This window comes from Brucella sp. 22210, assembly GCF_052045675.1.
Lineage (GTDB): Bacteria > Pseudomonadota > Alphaproteobacteria > Rhizobiales > Rhizobiaceae > Brucella.
Map to the genome: position 1 here is coordinate 165,267 of NZ_JBQEPD010000010.1, position 16,681 is coordinate 181,947.

Sequence of the window (16,681 nt, forward strand, 5' to 3'; positions counted from 1 at the left end):
CGGAACGGGAGAGTTTTCGCTCATCCGCCTAAAGGGGGATAAACAGATGAACTTCTCACGCTTCTTCGTAGACCGCCCGGTCTTCGCTGGCGTTCTCTCGGTTCTGATCTTCGTGGCCGGTCTGATCGGCATGACAGGTCTGCCGATTTCGGAATATCCGGAAGTCGTGCCACCACAGATCGTGGTGCGCGCACAATATCCGGGCGCCAACCCTGCCGTGATTTCCGAGACTGTCGCCACACCGCTTGAAGAACAAATCAACGGTGTTGAAGGCATGCTCTATATGCAGAGCCAGGCGACAGCCGACGGCGTCATGACATTGACCGTCACTTTCGCACTCGGCACCGATCCTGATCAGGCGCAGCAGCTTGTGCAGAACCGTATCTCGCAGGCCGAACCGCGCCTGCCGGAAGAGGTGCGCACGCTCGGCGTCACCACAGCTAAAAGCTCGCCCGACCTCACGCTGGTCGTTCACCTCATCTCGCCCGATGGCCGATATGACGTGAACTATCTGCGCAACTATGCCGTTTTGAACGTCAAAGACCGCATCGCGCGTATTGCTGGTGTCGGTCAGGTGCAGATATTCGGCGGTGGCGATTATTCCATGCGCGTCTGGATCGACCCGCAAAAGGCAGCCGAACGTGGACTTTCCGCGAGCGATATCGCAAACGCAATCCGGCAGCAGAATGTTCAGGCCGCCGCTGGCGTGATCGGTGCTTCACCGAATGTGGCCGGTCTTGATCTTCAGCTTTCCGTCAATGCGCAGGGCCGTCTTCAGACGCCGGAAGACTTCGCCAATATCGTCGTGAAGTCGGGTAGCGAGGGCGAAATCACCCGCCTTGGCGATGTTGCCCGCGTCGAGATGGGTGCTGCGGATTACTCGCTGCGCTCTCTGCTCGACAACAAGCAGGCGGTTGGCATGGGCGTGTTTCAGGCGCCGGGTTCCAACGCTTTGCAGATTTCGGAAAATGTGCACGCGGCCATGGCCGATCTGAAGAAGACCATGCCGGAAGGCGTGGATTTCGACATCGTCTATGACACGACAGCATTTGTGAAAGCCTCTATCGAGTCGGTTATTCACACCCTGCTCGAAGCCATCGTTCTGGTGGTGATTGTGGTCATCCTGTTCTTGCAGACATGGCGCGCATCAATCATTCCGCTGGTCGCGGTCCCCGTTTCCATCGTGGGTACGTTTGCGGTCATGTATATGTTCGGCTTCTCCATCAATGCGCTCAGCCTGTTCGGTCTGGTGCTGGCCATTGGTATCGTCGTCGACGACGCCATCGTGGTGGTGGAAAATGTCGAGCGTAACATCGAACAGGGACTGTCACCGGTTGAAGCGACCTATCGCGCCATGCAGGAAGTGTCTGGCCCGATCATCGCGATTGCGCTGGTGCTGGTTGCGGTCTTTGTGCCGCTGGCATTTATTACCGGCCTTACCGGCCAGTTCTATCGCCAGTTCGCACTGACCATCGCCATCTCGACGGTGATCTCGGCTTTCAACTCGCTGACCCTGTCGCCTGCTCTCGCAGCCCTGTTGCTGCGTGGTCATGATGCGCCGAAGGATCGTCTGACCCGCGTCATGGACAAGGCGTTCGGCTGGTTCTTCCGTGGCTTCAACCGCTTCTTCGGTGCAAGCTCGAACGCCTATGGTCGCGGCGTGGGCGCAATTCTCTCGCGCAAGTCGCTGGTGATGGGCCTCTATGTCGTGCTGCTCGGCGTCACCTTCGTTCTGTTCCGTGCGGTGCCAGGCGGCTTCGTTCCGGCACAGGACAAGCAATATCTGATCGGCTTTGCGCAATTGCCGGATGCGGCCACACTTGACCGCTCGGAAGATGTCATCCGCCGCATGACGGATATTGCGCTTGACCAGCCGGGCGTTGCCAATGCCATTGCCTTCCCGGGCCTTTCGATCAACGGTTTCACCAACTCGTCGAATTCAGGCATTGTCTTCGTCACGCTGAAGCCGTTCGAGGAACGCAGGACGCCGGACCTGTCGGCTGGCGCTATCACCATGCAGCTGAACCAGAAGTTCGGCTCCATTCAGGATGCGTTCATTGCCATGTTCCCGCCACCGCCTGTGCAGGGTCTGGGTACAACGGGCGGCTTCAAGCTCCAGCTTGAAGATCGCAACGGGCTTGGCTTCCGTGCGCTTGACGATGCGACCAAGGCGTTTCTCGCCAAGGCCTATCAGACGCCCGAACTGGCCGGTCTTTATTCGAGCTACCAGATCAATGTGCCGCAGCTTTATGCCGATCTGGATCGTGTGAAGGCACGTCAGCTGGGTGTGGCGGTGACCGATGTGTTCGAGACGTTGCAGATCTATCTGGGTTCGCTCTATGTCAACGACTTCAATGCATTCGGACGCACCTACAGCGTGCGCATTCAGGCCGATGCGAATTACCGCAGCCATGCCGAAGACATCGGCAAGCTGAAGGTTCGTTCGCAATCGGGCGAGATGATCCCGCTGTCGGCGCTGATGAAGGTGGAGCAGACCGTGGGTGCGGAACGCGCCATCCGGTATAATGGCTTCCTGTCTGCCGATATCAACGGCAATCCGGCCCCCGGCTTCTCGTCCGGTCAGGCGCAGGCGGCCGTCGAACGGATCGCGCAGGAAACCTTGCCTCCGGGCATCGCCTTCGAGTGGACCGATCTGACCTACCAGCAGATTCTGGCTGGCAATTCAGGCTTCCTGGTCTTCCCGCTGGCGCTGCTGCTCGTCTACCTCGTGCTGGCCGCGCAATATGAAAGCCTTGCTCTACCCCTGTCGATCATCATGATTGTTCCGATGGGTATCATGGCTGCACTTACCGGCGTCTGGCTGACGGGGGGTGACAACAACGTCTTCACCCAGATTGGCTTGATAGTCCTTGTGGGACTATCGGCGAAGAACGCGATCCTGATCGTGGAATTTGCCCGCGAGCTGGAGCTTTCCGGTCGAAGCGTGGTGCAGGCTGCGGTCGAAGCCAGCCGGTTGCGTCTGCGCCCGATCCTGATGACCTCCATGGCCTTCATCATGGGCGTGGTGCCGCTGGTTACATCCACCGGTGCCGGTGCGGAAATGCGCTCGGCAATGGGTATCGCGGTCTTCGCGGGCATGATCGGCGTGACGGCTTTCGGCATCTTCATGACGCCGGTGTTCTATGTGCTGATCCGCAAGCTGAGCGGCGAGCGTCCGCTCAAGCATTCGGGCGCAAAGATTGAAGCACCGCATCTTGTGCCGGGTGAGTGATCGCAGCTAGAGCGGTTCCGGTTAAAACGGAATCGTGGAACCGCTCTAGCTATTTGTTTTTACGCATTATCCTACGCAAAACCGCTACGCACTTTTGCGGGAAATGCTCTAGCAGCAAAACAAAAGGGCCGGAGTGATCCGGCCCTTTTCTTATGAGTTATTGGTTGTCGCTGAAGGCGCGAATGATTGCGTCTTTCGAACTGCCATTGGCGATCAGCGCCGCCAGCAGAATGCGCGCCTGACCGGGACGAAGTGTGCGGGCGTGGATCGCGCCTGCCGCAGCAAGATCGTGCCCACCGCCACCGCCGCCATAGCCCGGCGTCAACAGACCTTCCGGGACGCGGCTTGATACGACAACCGGGATGCCCCGTTCGGTGCAAAGCTTGACGGCTTTGACAATCTCCGGCGTCGCATTGCCGGAGCCAAGCGCCGCCAGAACAATGCCGCGCGCGCCTGCTGCAACACTTGCCGCGATATGAGTGGCATCGCAGCCGGGATAAATCGCAACCGTATCGACGCGGCTATCGCCAAGCGGTGACGGGAGTTTCACGTCGGGCAGCACATCCAGCCTGCGTGTTGAATGAAACGCATCGGCGCTGTCGCTGCTCGCCTTGTAAACACCCCATGCAGGCAGAACCCGCCCGCCAAAAGCGATCAGCACGCCGCGTGCGGCGTTGCCCGGATCAGTGGCAAGCCTGACCGCATCTGCCAGATTGGCAGGTCCATCGGCGTGGGGATTATCGGCTGTAAACTGCGCGCCGGTGAAAATGACGGGCTTTGCAAGCCGGTGCTGGAGCTGCACCAAAAGCGCCGTTTCCTCCATGGAGTCGGTGCCATGCAGGACGACAACGCCGTCGATGGCGGCATTGTCCAACGCTTCGCCGACCGCATTGCTGATATGTTGCATGTCGGCCAGAGTGAGCAGTGAGGAATCCTTCGCCATCAGGTCGATGGGGCGCAGATCGGCATCGATATCCGGCAAGAGCGCAAGCAGGTCTTCGCCGGATAATGTCGGCGTGCTCGCACCGTCTTCACCGCGTTTGCTGGCAATGGTGCCCCCGGTGGCGATGACCGCCACCACGGGCCTGATCGGCGCTGTATTCACGTTTCCCTCACTTGGTCAGAGTGCTTGCGTCTATAGCACGCTCGGCGGCAAGTCGATGGATACGGTCGCGCATCAGATACCATCCCATGATGAGCACGGGGATGATGATCAGCAAGGAGGCGATGGTCATGGTACCGACCGGATAATCGAACGCCATCAGAACCAGAACACCGAGCAGAAAAGCCAGCGTGAGGATGCCCGTATAGGGTGCGCCGAACATCCGGAAATCAGGCCGTTCGATCTCACCGCGCCGCGCCAGATACCAGAGCTTCAGCTGGCAGAGAACGATGACGCCCCATGCGGTGATAATGCCAAGCGCGGAGAGATTGAGCGCAATCTCGAAGGCCGCTGAAGGCACGAAGGCATTGAGGACAACGCCGATCACCGTGACGACGGCAGTGACTGCGATACCGACAAAGGGAACGCCGTTCTTGTTCATCTTGGCCAGAGCCGAAGGCGCTGAGCCGGAAATGGCCATCGAATGCAGAATACGGCCGGTGGAATAAAGACCCGCATTGAGCGACGAGAGAACTGCGGTCAGCACCACAAGGTTCATGATGATATCCGCACCCTCAACGCCGATCTTGCCGAAGAAGGTCACGAACGGGCTCTCACCGGCGGAATAGGCCGTGTAGGGCAGAAGCAGCGAAAGCAGCAGCACCGAGCCGACATAGAAGACCAGCAGGCGGAAGACGACAGTGCGGATTGCGCCGGGCATTACCTTGCGCGGATCTTCAGTTTCGCCAGCCGTGGTGCCGATCAGTTCGATGGAGGCATAGGCGAATACAACGCCCTGTATGATCACAAAGGCCGGTAATATGCCGTTCGGGAACAAGCCCCCGCTATCGGTGATGATGCTGAAACCGGCGGCATGACCGTCAATCGGCGTGCCGGAGACGACGAAATAAATGCCGACCACCAGAAAGGTAACGAGCGACAGAACCTTGACGAGACTGAACCAGAATTCCATTTCGCCAAAGACTTTCACCGACATCAGGTTCATCGCGAGAACGATGAGGAGCGCGGTGAGTGCAAACATCCACTGGTCTATCCCCTGCAGCCAGGGAACATAGTGCTTGAAGAAATTCATATAGAGCGCGACGGCGGTCACGTCGGCCACCGAGGTCATCGCCCAGTTCAGCCAGTACATCCAGCCAGCCGCGAAGGCCAGCTTTTCGCCGTAGAACTCACGGGCATAGGAGACGAACGATCCCGAGCTTGGCCGATGCATGATCAGCTCACCCAGTGCGCGCAAAACCAGAAAGGCGAAGAAGCCGCAAAGCGCATAGACGAAAACGAGGGCAGGCCCCGCCTGCGCAAGTCGCCCGCCAGCGCCGAGGAAAAGCCCCGTTCCGATCGCTCCCCCAATCGCGATCATCTGGATTTGCCGAGGCTTCAGGGCCTTGTGGTAGCCGCTATCCTCTTCGATGAAGATTTCTCGTTCAGCCGGACCGGCTTTTACGGATTCAATCGACATTGCTCCTCCCTGTGAGCGCGTTTCGACGGAGACCATTCGCGGCATGAAACGCCACCTAGGGCGTGCTGCGGGCCATTCAATGGGGAGGGTGATATTGCACCCTATTTGGTGGGTAATCTGTAAAGCTGTATGACAGATTATGGCGCTTTAACGCATATTGAAAATGACCCGTCAAGTCACCGGCAAGCACTGGATGGTCCGCCGGAAGGAGCTGTGTTTTCTGGCAAACGGAATATCTTTTTGAAAAGAAGACGTTAGCTTTCAGCTTTCGCGCATAGCGATTTTGTCTGTCTCCCAAGATTGTCCCGGTGACAATTATCCACAGGCCGTCACGCGACAGGTTTTGGCCCGTCACTTGCGCAAAACAGTCGGTTTGAAAGGGGGGGCTTAAGAGCTGCTGCTGCCAGTTATGGCGTTGACGGCGGTTTTAACTTTGCTTAGATGCGCCTCCATGGCAGTCCGGGCGCCGGCTTCGGAACCGGCCCGGATAGCATCGACAATCCGGCGATGTTCGATATTGGACGCCTCACGGCGACCTGCCATGAGATTGATGAGTTCGGATTGCTGGACCAGAGCATCGCGGGCATCGGCGACGATCTTGGCAAAGAGCGTATTACCGGAGGCAACAGCTATGGCGCTGTGAAACTCGGAATCGAGCAGCTCCCATTTATGCGGGTCGGTCTGGCGGTCCATCTTGTCGCAAAGTCCAAGCAGTTGCGCGAGCTGTTCGTCGCTTCGACGAAGTGCCGCCCAGCCTGCCGCCGGAACTTCGATAAACGGGCGCGCTTCAATCAGGTCGCGCGCGGAATAGCCGTCATAGCTCAGTTCCGCCGAGGGCGTTGCATTCAATATATAGGTGCCGCTACCGGTCCGGGTCTGGGTGAGGCCGAGGGTTTGCAGTGAGCGCAGCGCCTCGCGCACAATGGGGCGGCTGACGCCAAACCGGTCGGCCAGCCGGGCCTCCGATGGCAGGCGCGTACCGACCTGAAGGCGACCGGATATGATCGCCGAGCGTATGTCGTCGAACACGACTTCAGCGGCGTTCTTCCGGTTGACCGGATGCGCTTCCGATAGCCAGTCAGCCAATTCACTCATGCCCCAGCCTCCATTCATTGCCATGCAGCTGTCAAGGTGCTGACAGCTGCATGGCAAATCATCTGCTAGGCAATTTGGGAGGCATTTTCAATCCCGACGCGCAAAACGCGCTGCGGCAAGCGATGCGATAAAGGCGATGGCCAGCATGGCGAAGGTAAACTCCGTCACCGCGTTCCAGCCGCCCGCAATCCAGAAAATGCCGCCTGCTGATCCCGCAATGCTGGAGCCGAGATAATAGGCCAGGAGGTAAAGCGAAGACGCGTGACCCTTGGTGTGGAGCGCCAGCCTTCCGACCAGAGCGCTGGCGACCGAGTGGCTGACGAAGAAGCCGACAGTGAGAAACACGATGCCGACGATGATGAGCGGCAAGGGAGCAAAGAGTGTCAGTAACACGCCTGCTGCTTCAATGCCCAAACCGATGGGAAGCACAATGAAATGGCCAAGCCTGTCGCCCATGCGACCCGCGATCCACGATGCGGCGATACCGAACAGATAGACCGAGAAAATGGCGCCGAGCGCCGTCTGGCTCAGACTGTAGGGCGCGGCGACAAGCCGGAAACCGATATAGTTATAGACCGTCACAAACGAGCCCATGACCAGAAAGCTGATGGCGAACAGCAATGGCAGGGCCGGATTACGGATATGGCCGATCCATGCACTGAGGTGAAACCGCGCATTCAGACCGGGACGCGGGGTAAAATTCTGCGAGGCGGGCAGCAACATCAGAAAGCCGATTGCGGCGGCAAGGCCCAGAAGCCCCATGCCAGCGAGGCCGACACGCCAGGAGAAGAATTCAGCCAGCGTCCCGGTGATGACGCGCCCCGCCATACCACCGAAGGCGTTGCCCGCGATATAAAGGCCCATGGATGCGCCAAGACCGCGCGGGTCGATTTCCTCGGCAAGATAGGTCATCGCGACCGCAGGAACACCGCCCAGCAGAAGGCCTTGCAATGCACGCAGCGCAAGCAGCATGTGCCAGTCTGGCACAAGGGCGGCGGCGATGGTGCAAAGCGCTGAGCCGAGCAGGGAGGCAAACATCAGCGAGCGACGGCCAAAGCGTTCGGAAACGATTGCCGCAAAGAAAATCGCAAAGGCCAGAAAGCCGGTGGAAACCGAAAGAGAAAGGGAGCTTGCCGCAGGCGTGATGTTAAAATCATGCGCGAAGAGCGGCATCAAAGGCTGTACACAGTAGAGAAGCGAGAAGGTTGCAAAGCCCGACAGAAAAAGCGCGACACTGGCATTGCGAAATGCGGGCGTGCCTTTGACCAGATAGTGCTTTTCTTCCGGTACAGCTCCGGGTGATGTTGGGGCGGTGACCAGCCTGAGGGTGCTGTCTGGTGTTCTAACGCTATCGAGACTGCGTTCTTGGACGCGGGACATGACTTTGCCTTTTCAAAACCTCCCGAGACTTGATCTAGTCAATGGCGCATCATTTGTCTAATATATGGAACAGACGATTGTGATATGTTTTGGATATACCGATGGAATTGCGCCACCTGAGATATTTTCTGGCTGTTGCCGATGAGGGTAATTTTACGCGTGCTGCGGCAAATCTTGGGATCGGTCAGCCGCCCTTGAGCCAGCAGATCCGCGATCTGGAGAATGAAATCGGCGTCGCTCTTTTCCATCGTGTTCCCCACGGCGCGGAGCTGACGGCGGCAGGTACGGCCTTTCGTGAGGAAGCGAAGGCGGCAGTTGCCGCTGCGGAGAAGGCCAAGCTTGCCGCGCAGAGTGCGGCGCGCGGCGAGACAGGGCGTCTGGCCTTGGGTTTCACGGCGTCATCGGCCTTCAACCCGGTGGTGAGCGGAACGATCCGACGGTTTCGTGCCCGCTGGCCGGAGGTGCGGCTGACGCTCACCGAAATGAACACGAGCCTCCTGATGGAAAAACTTGTGCGCGGGGAAGTGGATGCAGCTTTCATTCGTCCCGGCCTCGAAAATCCCAAGGATGTGCGCATGAAGCGCTTGGCCGATGAGCCAATGTTGATCGCCCTGCCGAGCCATCATCCGCTGGCGATGCATGAGACTTTGCCGGTTTCAGCGCTGGCCAACGAAGCTTTTGTGATGTTTCCGCGCATTGTCGGCCTTAGCCTCTATGACGATGTGGTTGCCGCCTGCCGTGATGCCGGTTTTGAAATGATCGTCGCGCAGGAAGCGCCGCAAATGCCATCGGTCGTCAATCTGGTGGCTGCTGACCTCGGCGTTTCTATTGTTCCAACCGCGATTGCACAGATCAGGCTTGCCGGTGTGGCCTATAGGCCGATTGAAGGGAAACCGCTTTCAGCACGCCTGGCGCTTGCCTCCATGAAGAGCAATCACTCGCCGTTGATCGAGAATCTCATGAGCCTTTTGCCCAATCTCTAGCGGTCAGCTGTCGTAAAGTTGAGTTAAACGATCACAAATCGGTTGATCGGGCCGAATAATGAGAAAATAAACGCCATGCTATTCAAAAACTTGCTAACAGTCGTTAGGGATGGGCGCGTGTTCAGACCTCTTTGAATGCTGCCCCAAAAGTGTAAGCCGAGATTTTGATGACCAGTTTGCTGAAGCGCTTTGCTGCCTATTATGAACCGCACAAGGGCTTGTTTGCACTTGATTTCTCCAGCGCCGTCCTTGCTGGCCTGCTGGAGTTGGCCTTTCCGGTCGCAGTGACGCTGTTCATTGATCGCCTGCTGCCGACCAATCAGCTTGGGCTGATTGCCATCGCGGTGGCCGGGCTGTTTCTGATCTATCTCCTCAATGCCGGTTTGCAGGTCATTGTGACCTATTGGGGCCATATGCTTGGGATCAAGATCGAAACCGAGATGCGGCGCAAAGCATTCGATCATCTGCAAAAACTATCGTTCCGTTTCTTCGACAATCAGAAGACCGGGCATCTGGTCGCAAAGCTGACCAAGGATTTGGAAGAGATCGGCGAAGTGGCCCATCACGGCCCCGAGGATCTGTTCATCGCCGTCATGACCCTGATTGGCGCTTTCGCATTGATGCTCTGGATTCACGTGCCGCTGGCGCTGATCACGGCGCTGGTCGTCCCGCTGACGGCGATTGTGAGCATCCGCTATGGCAGCCGGATGACCTCGAACTGGCATGCACTTTATGGCCGTGTCGGCGAGTTCAATGCGCGTATCGAAGAAAATGTCGGCGGCATTCGCGTCGTGCAGGCCTTCACCAATGAAGACCACGAGCGCAAGCTGTTTGCCGAAAGCAACCGCAACTATCTGACGACCAAATTGCGGGCCTATAAGATCATGGCGGCTTCGATGTCGCTGTCTTATCTTTCGATGCGCTTTGTCCAGATTATCGTCATGCTCGCGGGCGCCTGGTTTGTCGTGCGCGGCCAGCTGACAGAAGGTGGCTTCGTCGGCTTCCTGCTGCTCATCGGTGTTTTCTTCCGGCCCATTGAGAAGATCAATTCGATCATCGAAAGCTATCCGAAGGGCATTGCCGGTTTCCAGCGCTACTCGGCCTTTCTCGATACAGAGCCGGATATTGCCGACAGGCCGCAAGCCGTTTCCGTGGAGCGTCTGCATGGCGATATCGAGTATAATGACGTCAGCTTCGGCTACCGTTCGGAAAAGCCGTTGCTTGCCCATTTGACCCTGTCGATCCGCGCTGGTGAAACGGTTGCCTTTGTCGGCTCGTCTGGCGCGGGCAAGACCACGATTTGCTCTCTGCTGCCGCGCTTCTATGAAGTGACCGAAGGTGCGATCAGCATCGACGGCATTGATATTCGCGACATGACGCTCAAGTCGCTGCGGTCCAATATCGGTATTGTCAGTCAGGATGTCTTCCTGTTTGCCGGAACGATCCGCGACAACATCGCTTATGGCAGGCTGGAGGCTTCGGAGGAGGAAATCCTCGAAGCGGCGCGGCGCGCCCGTCTCGACGATGTGATTGCCGCCTTGCCTGCCGGTTTGGACACGGTTGTGGGTGAACGCGGCGTCAAGCTTTCGGGTGGCCAGAAACAGCGTCTGGCGATTGCGCGTATTTTCTTGAAAAACCCGCCGATCCTGATCCTCGATGAGGCGACATCGGCGCTGGATACCGAAACCGAACGTGCAATCCAGCAATCGCTTGCCGATCTTTCGCAGGGCCGCACCACGCTGGTCATCGCGCACCGGCTTGCAACCATCGTCAATGCAGACCGGATTGTCGTGGTGGAAGATGGCCGGATCATTGAACAGGGTGTTCATGACGAGCTGGTGGCTCGTTCCGGCGGCCGCTATCAGCAATTGCACGCGGCGCAAGTGAACTGACCGTTAGACGGCAAATAATCTGACGACAGTTCGTGAAAACCGCGACTTTAGCAAAATAGCTTGTTCCAGCTGGCGGTTTTCGGCGGCATAATCGTTCATCTTATCGGCAGGGAGACCGACATGGATGTTACGATTATAACGGGCGCGTCCGACGGGATTGGAGCGGAAACCGCACGCCAGATTGCGCATCACGATCGCGCAGGGGCTGCCCTTGTTCTGGCGGCGCGTAATGTCGAAAAGCTTGAAAAACTGGCGGCTGAATTGCGACTTCAGGGTAGCACGGTGTTGGTCGTGCCGACCGATGTTACAGATCGCAATGTCTGCATTGCCTTGATTGAAAAAGCGGCGTTGACTTTTGGCCGGATCGACACGCTGATCGTCAATGCGGGCATGTCGGCCCACGCCAATTTCGCGGAGATCAAACCGGAAGATCTGCACTGGATGCATGATCTGATGGAGCTGAACTATTTTGGCAGCATCTGGCCGATCCATGCCGCACTGCCTCACCTCGCAGAGACCAAAGGACGGATTGCGGTGGTTTCATCGGTTGCGGGGCTGATCGGCGTGCCGGGGCGCTCGGCCTATAGCGGGACAAAATTCGCGCTTTCCGGATTTTGCGAAGCGCTCCGCTCGGAACTGGAGCCAAGTGGTATTTCCGTGACGATTGTCTATCCGGGCGTTGTTAAGACGGATATTCGCAAGGTCGGCTATGGCGCCAGTGGTGAAGCGCTGGGAACCAGCGGCGTGCGTGAAGACGATATGATGTCTGTGGAAGAAGCGGCGCGTCTCATGCTCGATGGTTTGCAGAGGCGCAAACGCGAGGTACTGATGACGCGGCAAATGCGATTGGGGCGCTGGCTCAAGCTGATCGCACCGCGAATCGTGGATCGTATGGCGCTCAAGGCCCTGAAACCCGAATTTCGCCCGAAGCCGATCAAACCGGCGCGATGAAGTCCGGTTATCCACGTTCTTCACAGCCGTCACAAAATGGATTGCCGATTTTTCGCTTTTCACCAACTATCCGTTGACGGTCTTTTAACTTCGTCTACTATATATAGTGTTCTAGGTTCTTTCGATTCGATGAGTCGAAAGCTAAGAGGGAATTCGGTGAGTCGCTGCCATGAGGGCTGAGACGAAGCCGAAGCTGCCCCCGCAACTGTAAGCGGTGAGTTCTGGTTGATCATGTCACTGGCGTAAGCTGGGAAGACCGACAAGAGCGCTGACCCGTGAGCCAGGAGACCTGCCTTGAGCAATGAACGTCCACGGGCGGGGTGTCCGGTTGGTGTGCAATCAGTAAGGCGAGATGTGCTTCTTGCCGATTGCTGCCCCGAATGCCCGCTCACAAGCTTCGGGGTGAAGTCCATGTCTGACACATTGTCCAGTTTGTATTGTTCCTTCAGTTCAAGCCCACCTTTCCAGAGGTGATTTTGCGCGGTCCAGTGGTGCTCATGCATCGCTGACTGTTCCCCGATTCTGTCTGCCTTCACGCGCATGTGCCATGCGCGAACGATCTCTCATACGCATCTGTCCCGATGGCTTGTGCCTTTGACAGCTCGCGTCCAATCCAGTGAGGAAGAAATGAACGTCACCGTCTACAGCAAACCCGCTTGCGTCCAGTGCACCGCAACCACCCGTGCCCTCGACCGTCAGGGGATCGATTATCAGGTCATCGACATTTCTGCAGATATGGCCGCTTACGATCTCGTCACGGGGCTGGGCTATCGTCAGGTGCCAGTCGTTGTGGCCGGTGAAACCCACTGGGCCGGTTTTCGTCCGGACATGATCAACGGTCTTTCGTGATCGTGGCACTGTCATGAGCTCGGCCATGGGTCTCCTTGTCTATTTCTCCAGTCGCTCCGAAAACACGCATCGTTTCGTCGAGCGGCTTGGAATGCGCGCAAGGCGCATACCAAGCCTGCAAAGGGATGAGGACGACTCGAGGCCGTTGCAGATAGACGAGCCATTCGTGCTCATGACGCCAAGCTATGGTGGCGGCGGAACCAAGGGGGCAGTGCCCAAGCCGGTCATCCGCTTTCTCAACAATGCGGGCAATCGCTCGCTGATCCGCGGCGTGATTGCCGCGGGCAACAGCAAATTCGGTGAAGCTTTCGGCATAGCCGGCAAAATAATTTCCGCCAAATGTCAGGTTCCCTATCTCTATCGCTTCGAGCTTTTGGGAACCGATGAAGACATTGGCAATGTCAGGAACGGGATGGAACGATTTTGGACACGGCAGACACAACCCTGATCCGCGAGCGCGAGGCAGAGCCGGTCGCGCAGGACGCGCCGCAAGCAGCGGCATCAAACAGCCCCAAGCCCGTCAAGTCTACCGATGGGCTGGACTATCATGCGCTGAACGCGATGCTCAACCTCTATGACGATGAAGGCAAGATCCAGCTTGATCGTGACAAGCAGGCTGCGCAGCAATATTTCCTTCAGCACGTCAACCAGAACACGGTCTTCTTCCATAATCTGCGAGAGAAACTCGATTATCTGGTGACGGAGAACTATTATGAACAGGCGGTGCTGGATCAGTACTCCTTCAATTTCGTGCGCGACCTTTTCGATGAGGCCTATGCCAAGAAATTCCGGTTCCCGACATTTCTCGGCGCCTTCAAATATTACACCAGTTACACGCTGAAAACCTTTGACGGAAAGCGCTATCTGGAGCGCTATGAAGACCGTGTCTGCATGGTGGCGCTGGCATTGGCGCGTGGCAGTGAGCAACTGGCCCGCGATCTTGTCGATGAGATTATTTCCGGTCGCTATCAGCCTGCAACGCCAACATTCCTCAATGCGGGCAAGAAACAGCGCGGCGAGCTTGTGTCCTGCTTCCTGCTGCGGGTGGAAGACAATATGGAGTCCATCGGGCGCTCCATCAATTCCGCATTGCAGCTTTCCAAGCGCGGTGGCGGCGTGGCCTTGAGCCTGACGAATATTCGCGAATCCGGCGCGCCGATCAAGCAGATCCAGAACCAGTCTTCGGGCATCATTCCCGTAATGAAGCTTCTGGAGGATTCATTCTCCTACGCCAATCAACTTGGTGCGCGACAGGGAGCCGGTGCGGTTTATCTCCATGCGCATCACCCCGATATCATGCGCTTCCTCGACACCAAGCGCGAGAATGCCGACGAGAAAATCCGCATCAAGACCTTGTCGCTGGGTGTGGTGATCCCGGATATCACTTTCGAGCTGGCCCGCAACAACGAGGATATGTATCTCTTCTCGCCTTATGACGTGGAGCGGGTCTATGGTCAGCCGCTGACCGAGATTTCTGTCACGGAAAAATACCGCGAAATGGTCGATGATGCGCGCATCCGCAAGCGGAAGATCAATGCGCGTGAGTTCTTCCAGGTTCTGGCAGAAATCCAGTTTGAGTCCGGCTATCCCTACATCATGTTCGAGGATACGGTGAACCGCGCCAACCCGATCGACGGGCGCATCACCATGAGCAATCTGTGCTCGGAAATCCTGCAGGTCAGCGAAGCCAGCATTTTTGATGAAGACCTTTCCTATGCCCATCTCGGCAAGGATATTTCGTGCAATCTCGGCTCGCTCAACATCGCAGCCGCCATGGATTCGGCGGACTTCGGAAAGACCATTGAAACCTCCATTCGGGCGCTGACGGCAGTTTCCGATATGAGCCATATTGGCTCGGTGCCGTCTGTCGCGCGCGGCAATGATGAGAGCCACGCTATCGGCCTCGGCCAGATGAACCTGCATGGCTATCTGGCTCGCGAGCGGATTTTCTACGGTTCGGAAGAAGGCGTGGATTTCACAAATATCTATTTCTACACCGTGACTTATCACGCCCTGCGTGCTTCGAACCGCATTGCCGTCGAAGCGGGTAAGTCGTTCAGCGGTTTTGAGAAATCCAAATATGCATCGGGTGAATATTTTGACAAATATACCGATCAGCTTTGGGAGCCGGCGACCGAGAAAGTCCGTGAGATTTTCGAAAAGGCGGGCATCGCGATCCCCACGCAGGACGACTGGCGTGATCTGAAAAAGGCGGTGATGGAGGGTGGCCTCTACAACCAGAACCTTCAGGCTGTACCGCCGACCGGGTCGATCTCCTATATCAACCATTCCACCTCTTCGATCCATCCGATTGTGTCCAAGATCGAAATCCGCAAGGAAGGCAAGATTGGTCGCGTCTATTATCCGGCTGCGTTCATGACCAATGATAATCTCGATTATTATCAGGACGCCTATGAGATCGGGCCGGAAAAGATCATCGACACCTATGCGGCTGCTACCCAGCATGTCGATCAGGGCCTGTCATTGACCTTGTTCTTCCGTGACACGGCCACCACCCGCGACATCAATCGCGCCCAGATCTATGCCTGGAAGAAGGGCATCAAGACGATCTACTACATCCGGCTGCGCCAGATGGCGCTTGAAGGGACGCAGGTGCAAGGCTGCGTTTCCTGCGCCCTGTAAGCCCAAGATGAGATCAGAGGAAATCCAATGAACATGCAATTCAAAACCGGCAAGGGAAAGCCCCACGGTCTCGTGCGCGCCATCAACTGGAACCGCATCGAGGATGATAAGGATCTGGAAGTCTGGAACCGCCTTACGGGCAATTTCTGGCTGCCGGAAAAAGTGCCGCTCTCCAACGATATCCAGTCCTGGGAAACGTTGAAGCCGCAGGAAAAGCAGCTGACGATCCGCGTGTTCACGGGCCTGACCCTGCTTGATACGATCCAGAACGCTGTCGGCGCGGTCGAGCTGATGGAAGATGCGGCGACGCCACATGAAGAGGCGGTACTTTCCAATATCGCCTTCATGGAAGCGGTGCATGCGCGCTCCTACTCGTCGATCTTCTCCACGCTGTGTCTCACGCCAGACGTTGATGACGCCTATCGCTGGTCGGAGGAAAACGAATTCCTACAACGCAAGTCCGAATTGATCCTCGAACAGTATCGTGCGGATGATCCTTTCAAGAAAAAGATCGCCAGCGTGTTTCTGGAGAGCTTCCTGTTTTACTCGGGTTTCTATCTGCCGATGTTCTGGTCTAGCCGCGCCAAGCTGACCAATACGGCAGACCTTATCCGGCTAATTATCCGCGATGAAGCTGTGCATGGCTATTATATCGGATACAAGTTCCAGCGCGCGCTTGAAGTGCTTGGCGAAGCGCAGAAGCAGGAAATCAAGGACTTCGCCTTTGAGCTTCTGCTTGAACTTTACGACAATGAAGTGCGCTACACGGAAGCGCTTTATGACGGCGTCGGTCTGACCGAAGACGTCAAGAAGTTCCTGCATTACAATGCGAACAAAGCGCTGATGAATCTCGGTTACGAGGCGCTTTTCCCAGCTGAAGCCTGCAAGGTCAATCCGGCTATCCTGTCGGCACTTTCGCCGAATGCCGACGAAAACCATGACTTCTTCTCCGGTTCGGGCTCGTCCTACGTCATCGGCAAGGCCGTGGCGACGGAGGATGAAGACTGGGAGTTTTAACACGACACCTGCATTCTTCGTGATGCGGGCCGCAAAGAGCACTGTGTCAATCCGCAG

General features: G+C 57.0%; 12 protein-coding genes and 1 riboswitch. Of the genes, 8 read left to right on the top strand and 4 right to left on the bottom strand.

Annotated elements, in window-relative coordinates; genetic code table 11:
- Positions 1-46 precede the first annotated feature (46 nt).
- Complete coding sequence (locus ACTJKP_RS14870) at positions 47-3,232, top strand: efflux RND transporter permease subunit (protein ID WP_440631187.1); 3,186 nt, start codon at positions 47-49, stop codon at positions 3,230-3,232.
- Between the two features lie 157 nt (positions 3,233-3,389).
- Here the strand turns inward: ACTJKP_RS14870 and ACTJKP_RS14875 are convergent, their stop codons facing one another.
- The 4 genes from ACTJKP_RS14875 to ACTJKP_RS14890 all read right to left on the bottom strand — a co-directional run bounded on the left by ACTJKP_RS14875 (position 3,390) and on the right by ACTJKP_RS14890 (position 8,289).
- A complete protein-coding gene (locus ACTJKP_RS14875) occupies positions 3,390-4,337 on the bottom strand; it encodes an asparaginase (RefSeq protein WP_440631188.1) in 948 nt (315 codons plus the stop codon).
- Between the two features lie 7 nt (positions 4,338-4,344).
- A complete protein-coding gene (locus tag ACTJKP_RS14880) occupies positions 4,345-5,814 on the bottom strand; it encodes an amino acid permease (protein ID WP_440631189.1) in 1,470 nt (489 codons plus the stop codon).
- A gap of 387 nt (positions 5,815-6,201) precedes the next feature.
- Positions 6,202-6,909, bottom strand: a complete 708-nt coding sequence (locus ACTJKP_RS14885; protein ID WP_440631190.1) for a FadR/GntR family transcriptional regulator — start codon at positions 6,907-6,909, stop codon at positions 6,202-6,204.
- A gap of 87 nt (positions 6,910-6,996) precedes the next feature.
- Positions 6,997-8,289 carry an MFS transporter gene (locus ACTJKP_RS14890; RefSeq protein WP_440631191.1) on the bottom strand — a complete coding sequence of 431 codons (1,293 nt, stop codon included), beginning with the start codon at positions 8,287-8,289 and terminating at the stop codon, positions 6,997-6,999.
- 101 nt (positions 8,290-8,390) lie between these two features.
- Between ACTJKP_RS14890 and ACTJKP_RS14895 the strand changes: the two genes are divergently transcribed.
- The 7 genes from ACTJKP_RS14895 to nrdF all read left to right on the top strand — a co-directional run bounded on the left by ACTJKP_RS14895 (position 8,391) and on the right by nrdF (position 16,624).
- Positions 8,391-9,272 (top strand): LysR family transcriptional regulator, encoded by an 882-nt coding sequence (locus tag ACTJKP_RS14895; protein WP_440631192.1) that lies wholly within the window; start codon positions 8,391-8,393, stop codon positions 9,270-9,272.
- Positions 9,273-9,439: 167 nt separating this feature from the next.
- A complete protein-coding gene (locus ACTJKP_RS14900; protein WP_440631193.1) occupies positions 9,440-11,164 on the top strand; it encodes an ABC transporter ATP-binding protein in 1,725 nt (574 codons plus the stop codon).
- Positions 11,165-11,284: 120 nt separating this feature from the next.
- Positions 11,285-12,115, top strand: coding sequence for an SDR family oxidoreductase (locus ACTJKP_RS14905; protein ID WP_440631194.1), 831 nt, complete (start codon positions 11,285-11,287; stop codon positions 12,113-12,115).
- A gap of 96 nt (positions 12,116-12,211) precedes the next feature.
- Positions 12,212-12,426, top strand: a riboswitch (cobalamin riboswitch).
- Between the two features lie 316 nt (positions 12,427-12,742).
- Entirely contained in the window at positions 12,743-12,964 is a 222-nt protein-coding gene (gene nrdH / locus ACTJKP_RS14910) for a glutaredoxin-like protein NrdH (RefSeq protein WP_078338267.1), read from the top strand.
- Positions 12,965-12,989: 25 nt separating this feature from the next.
- Positions 12,990-13,412, top strand: coding sequence for a class Ib ribonucleoside-diphosphate reductase assembly flavoprotein NrdI (gene nrdI, locus ACTJKP_RS14915; RefSeq protein WP_440631195.1), 423 nt, complete (start codon positions 12,990-12,992; stop codon positions 13,410-13,412).
- Positions 13,388-15,607 carry a class 1b ribonucleoside-diphosphate reductase subunit alpha gene (nrdE, locus tag ACTJKP_RS14920; protein WP_440631196.1) on the top strand — a complete coding sequence of 740 codons (2,220 nt, stop codon included), beginning with the start codon at positions 13,388-13,390 and terminating at the stop codon, positions 15,605-15,607. Before nrdI ends, nrdE begins: the two co-directional genes overlap by 25 nt.
- 27 nt (positions 15,608-15,634) lie before the next feature.
- Positions 15,635-16,624, top strand: coding sequence for a class 1b ribonucleoside-diphosphate reductase subunit beta (gene nrdF / locus ACTJKP_RS14925; protein WP_078338270.1), 990 nt, complete (start codon positions 15,635-15,637; stop codon positions 16,622-16,624).
- Positions 16,625-16,681 lie beyond the last annotated feature (57 nt).

Coding starts and splice junctions, on each gene's coding strand:
- ACTJKP_RS14885 (WP_440631190.1), bottom strand. CDS start 6,909: ATGAGTGAATTGGCTGACTGGCTATCGGAAGCGCATCCGGTCAACCGG.
- ACTJKP_RS14870 (WP_440631187.1), top strand. CDS start 47: ATGAACTTCTCACGCTTCTTCGTAGACCGCCCGGTCTTCGCTGGCGTT.
- nrdF (WP_078338270.1), top strand. CDS start 15,635: ATGAACATGCAATTCAAAACCGGCAAGGGAAAGCCCCACGGTCTCGTG.
- nrdH (WP_078338267.1), top strand. CDS start 12,743: ATGAACGTCACCGTCTACAGCAAACCCGCTTGCGTCCAGTGCACCGCA.
- nrdI (WP_440631195.1), top strand. CDS start 12,990: ATGGGTCTCCTTGTCTATTTCTCCAGTCGCTCCGAAAACACGCATCGT.
- ACTJKP_RS14895 (WP_440631192.1), top strand. CDS start 8,391: ATGGAATTGCGCCACCTGAGATATTTTCTGGCTGTTGCCGATGAGGGT.
- ACTJKP_RS14900 (WP_440631193.1), top strand. CDS start 9,440: ATGACCAGTTTGCTGAAGCGCTTTGCTGCCTATTATGAACCGCACAAG.
- ACTJKP_RS14905 (WP_440631194.1), top strand. CDS start 11,285: ATGGATGTTACGATTATAACGGGCGCGTCCGACGGGATTGGAGCGGAA.
- ACTJKP_RS14890 (WP_440631191.1), bottom strand. CDS start 8,289: ATGTCCCGCGTCCAAGAACGCAGTCTCGATAGCGTTAGAACACCAGAC.
- ACTJKP_RS14880 (WP_440631189.1), bottom strand. CDS start 5,814: ATGTCGATTGAATCCGTAAAAGCCGGTCCGGCTGAACGAGAAATCTTC.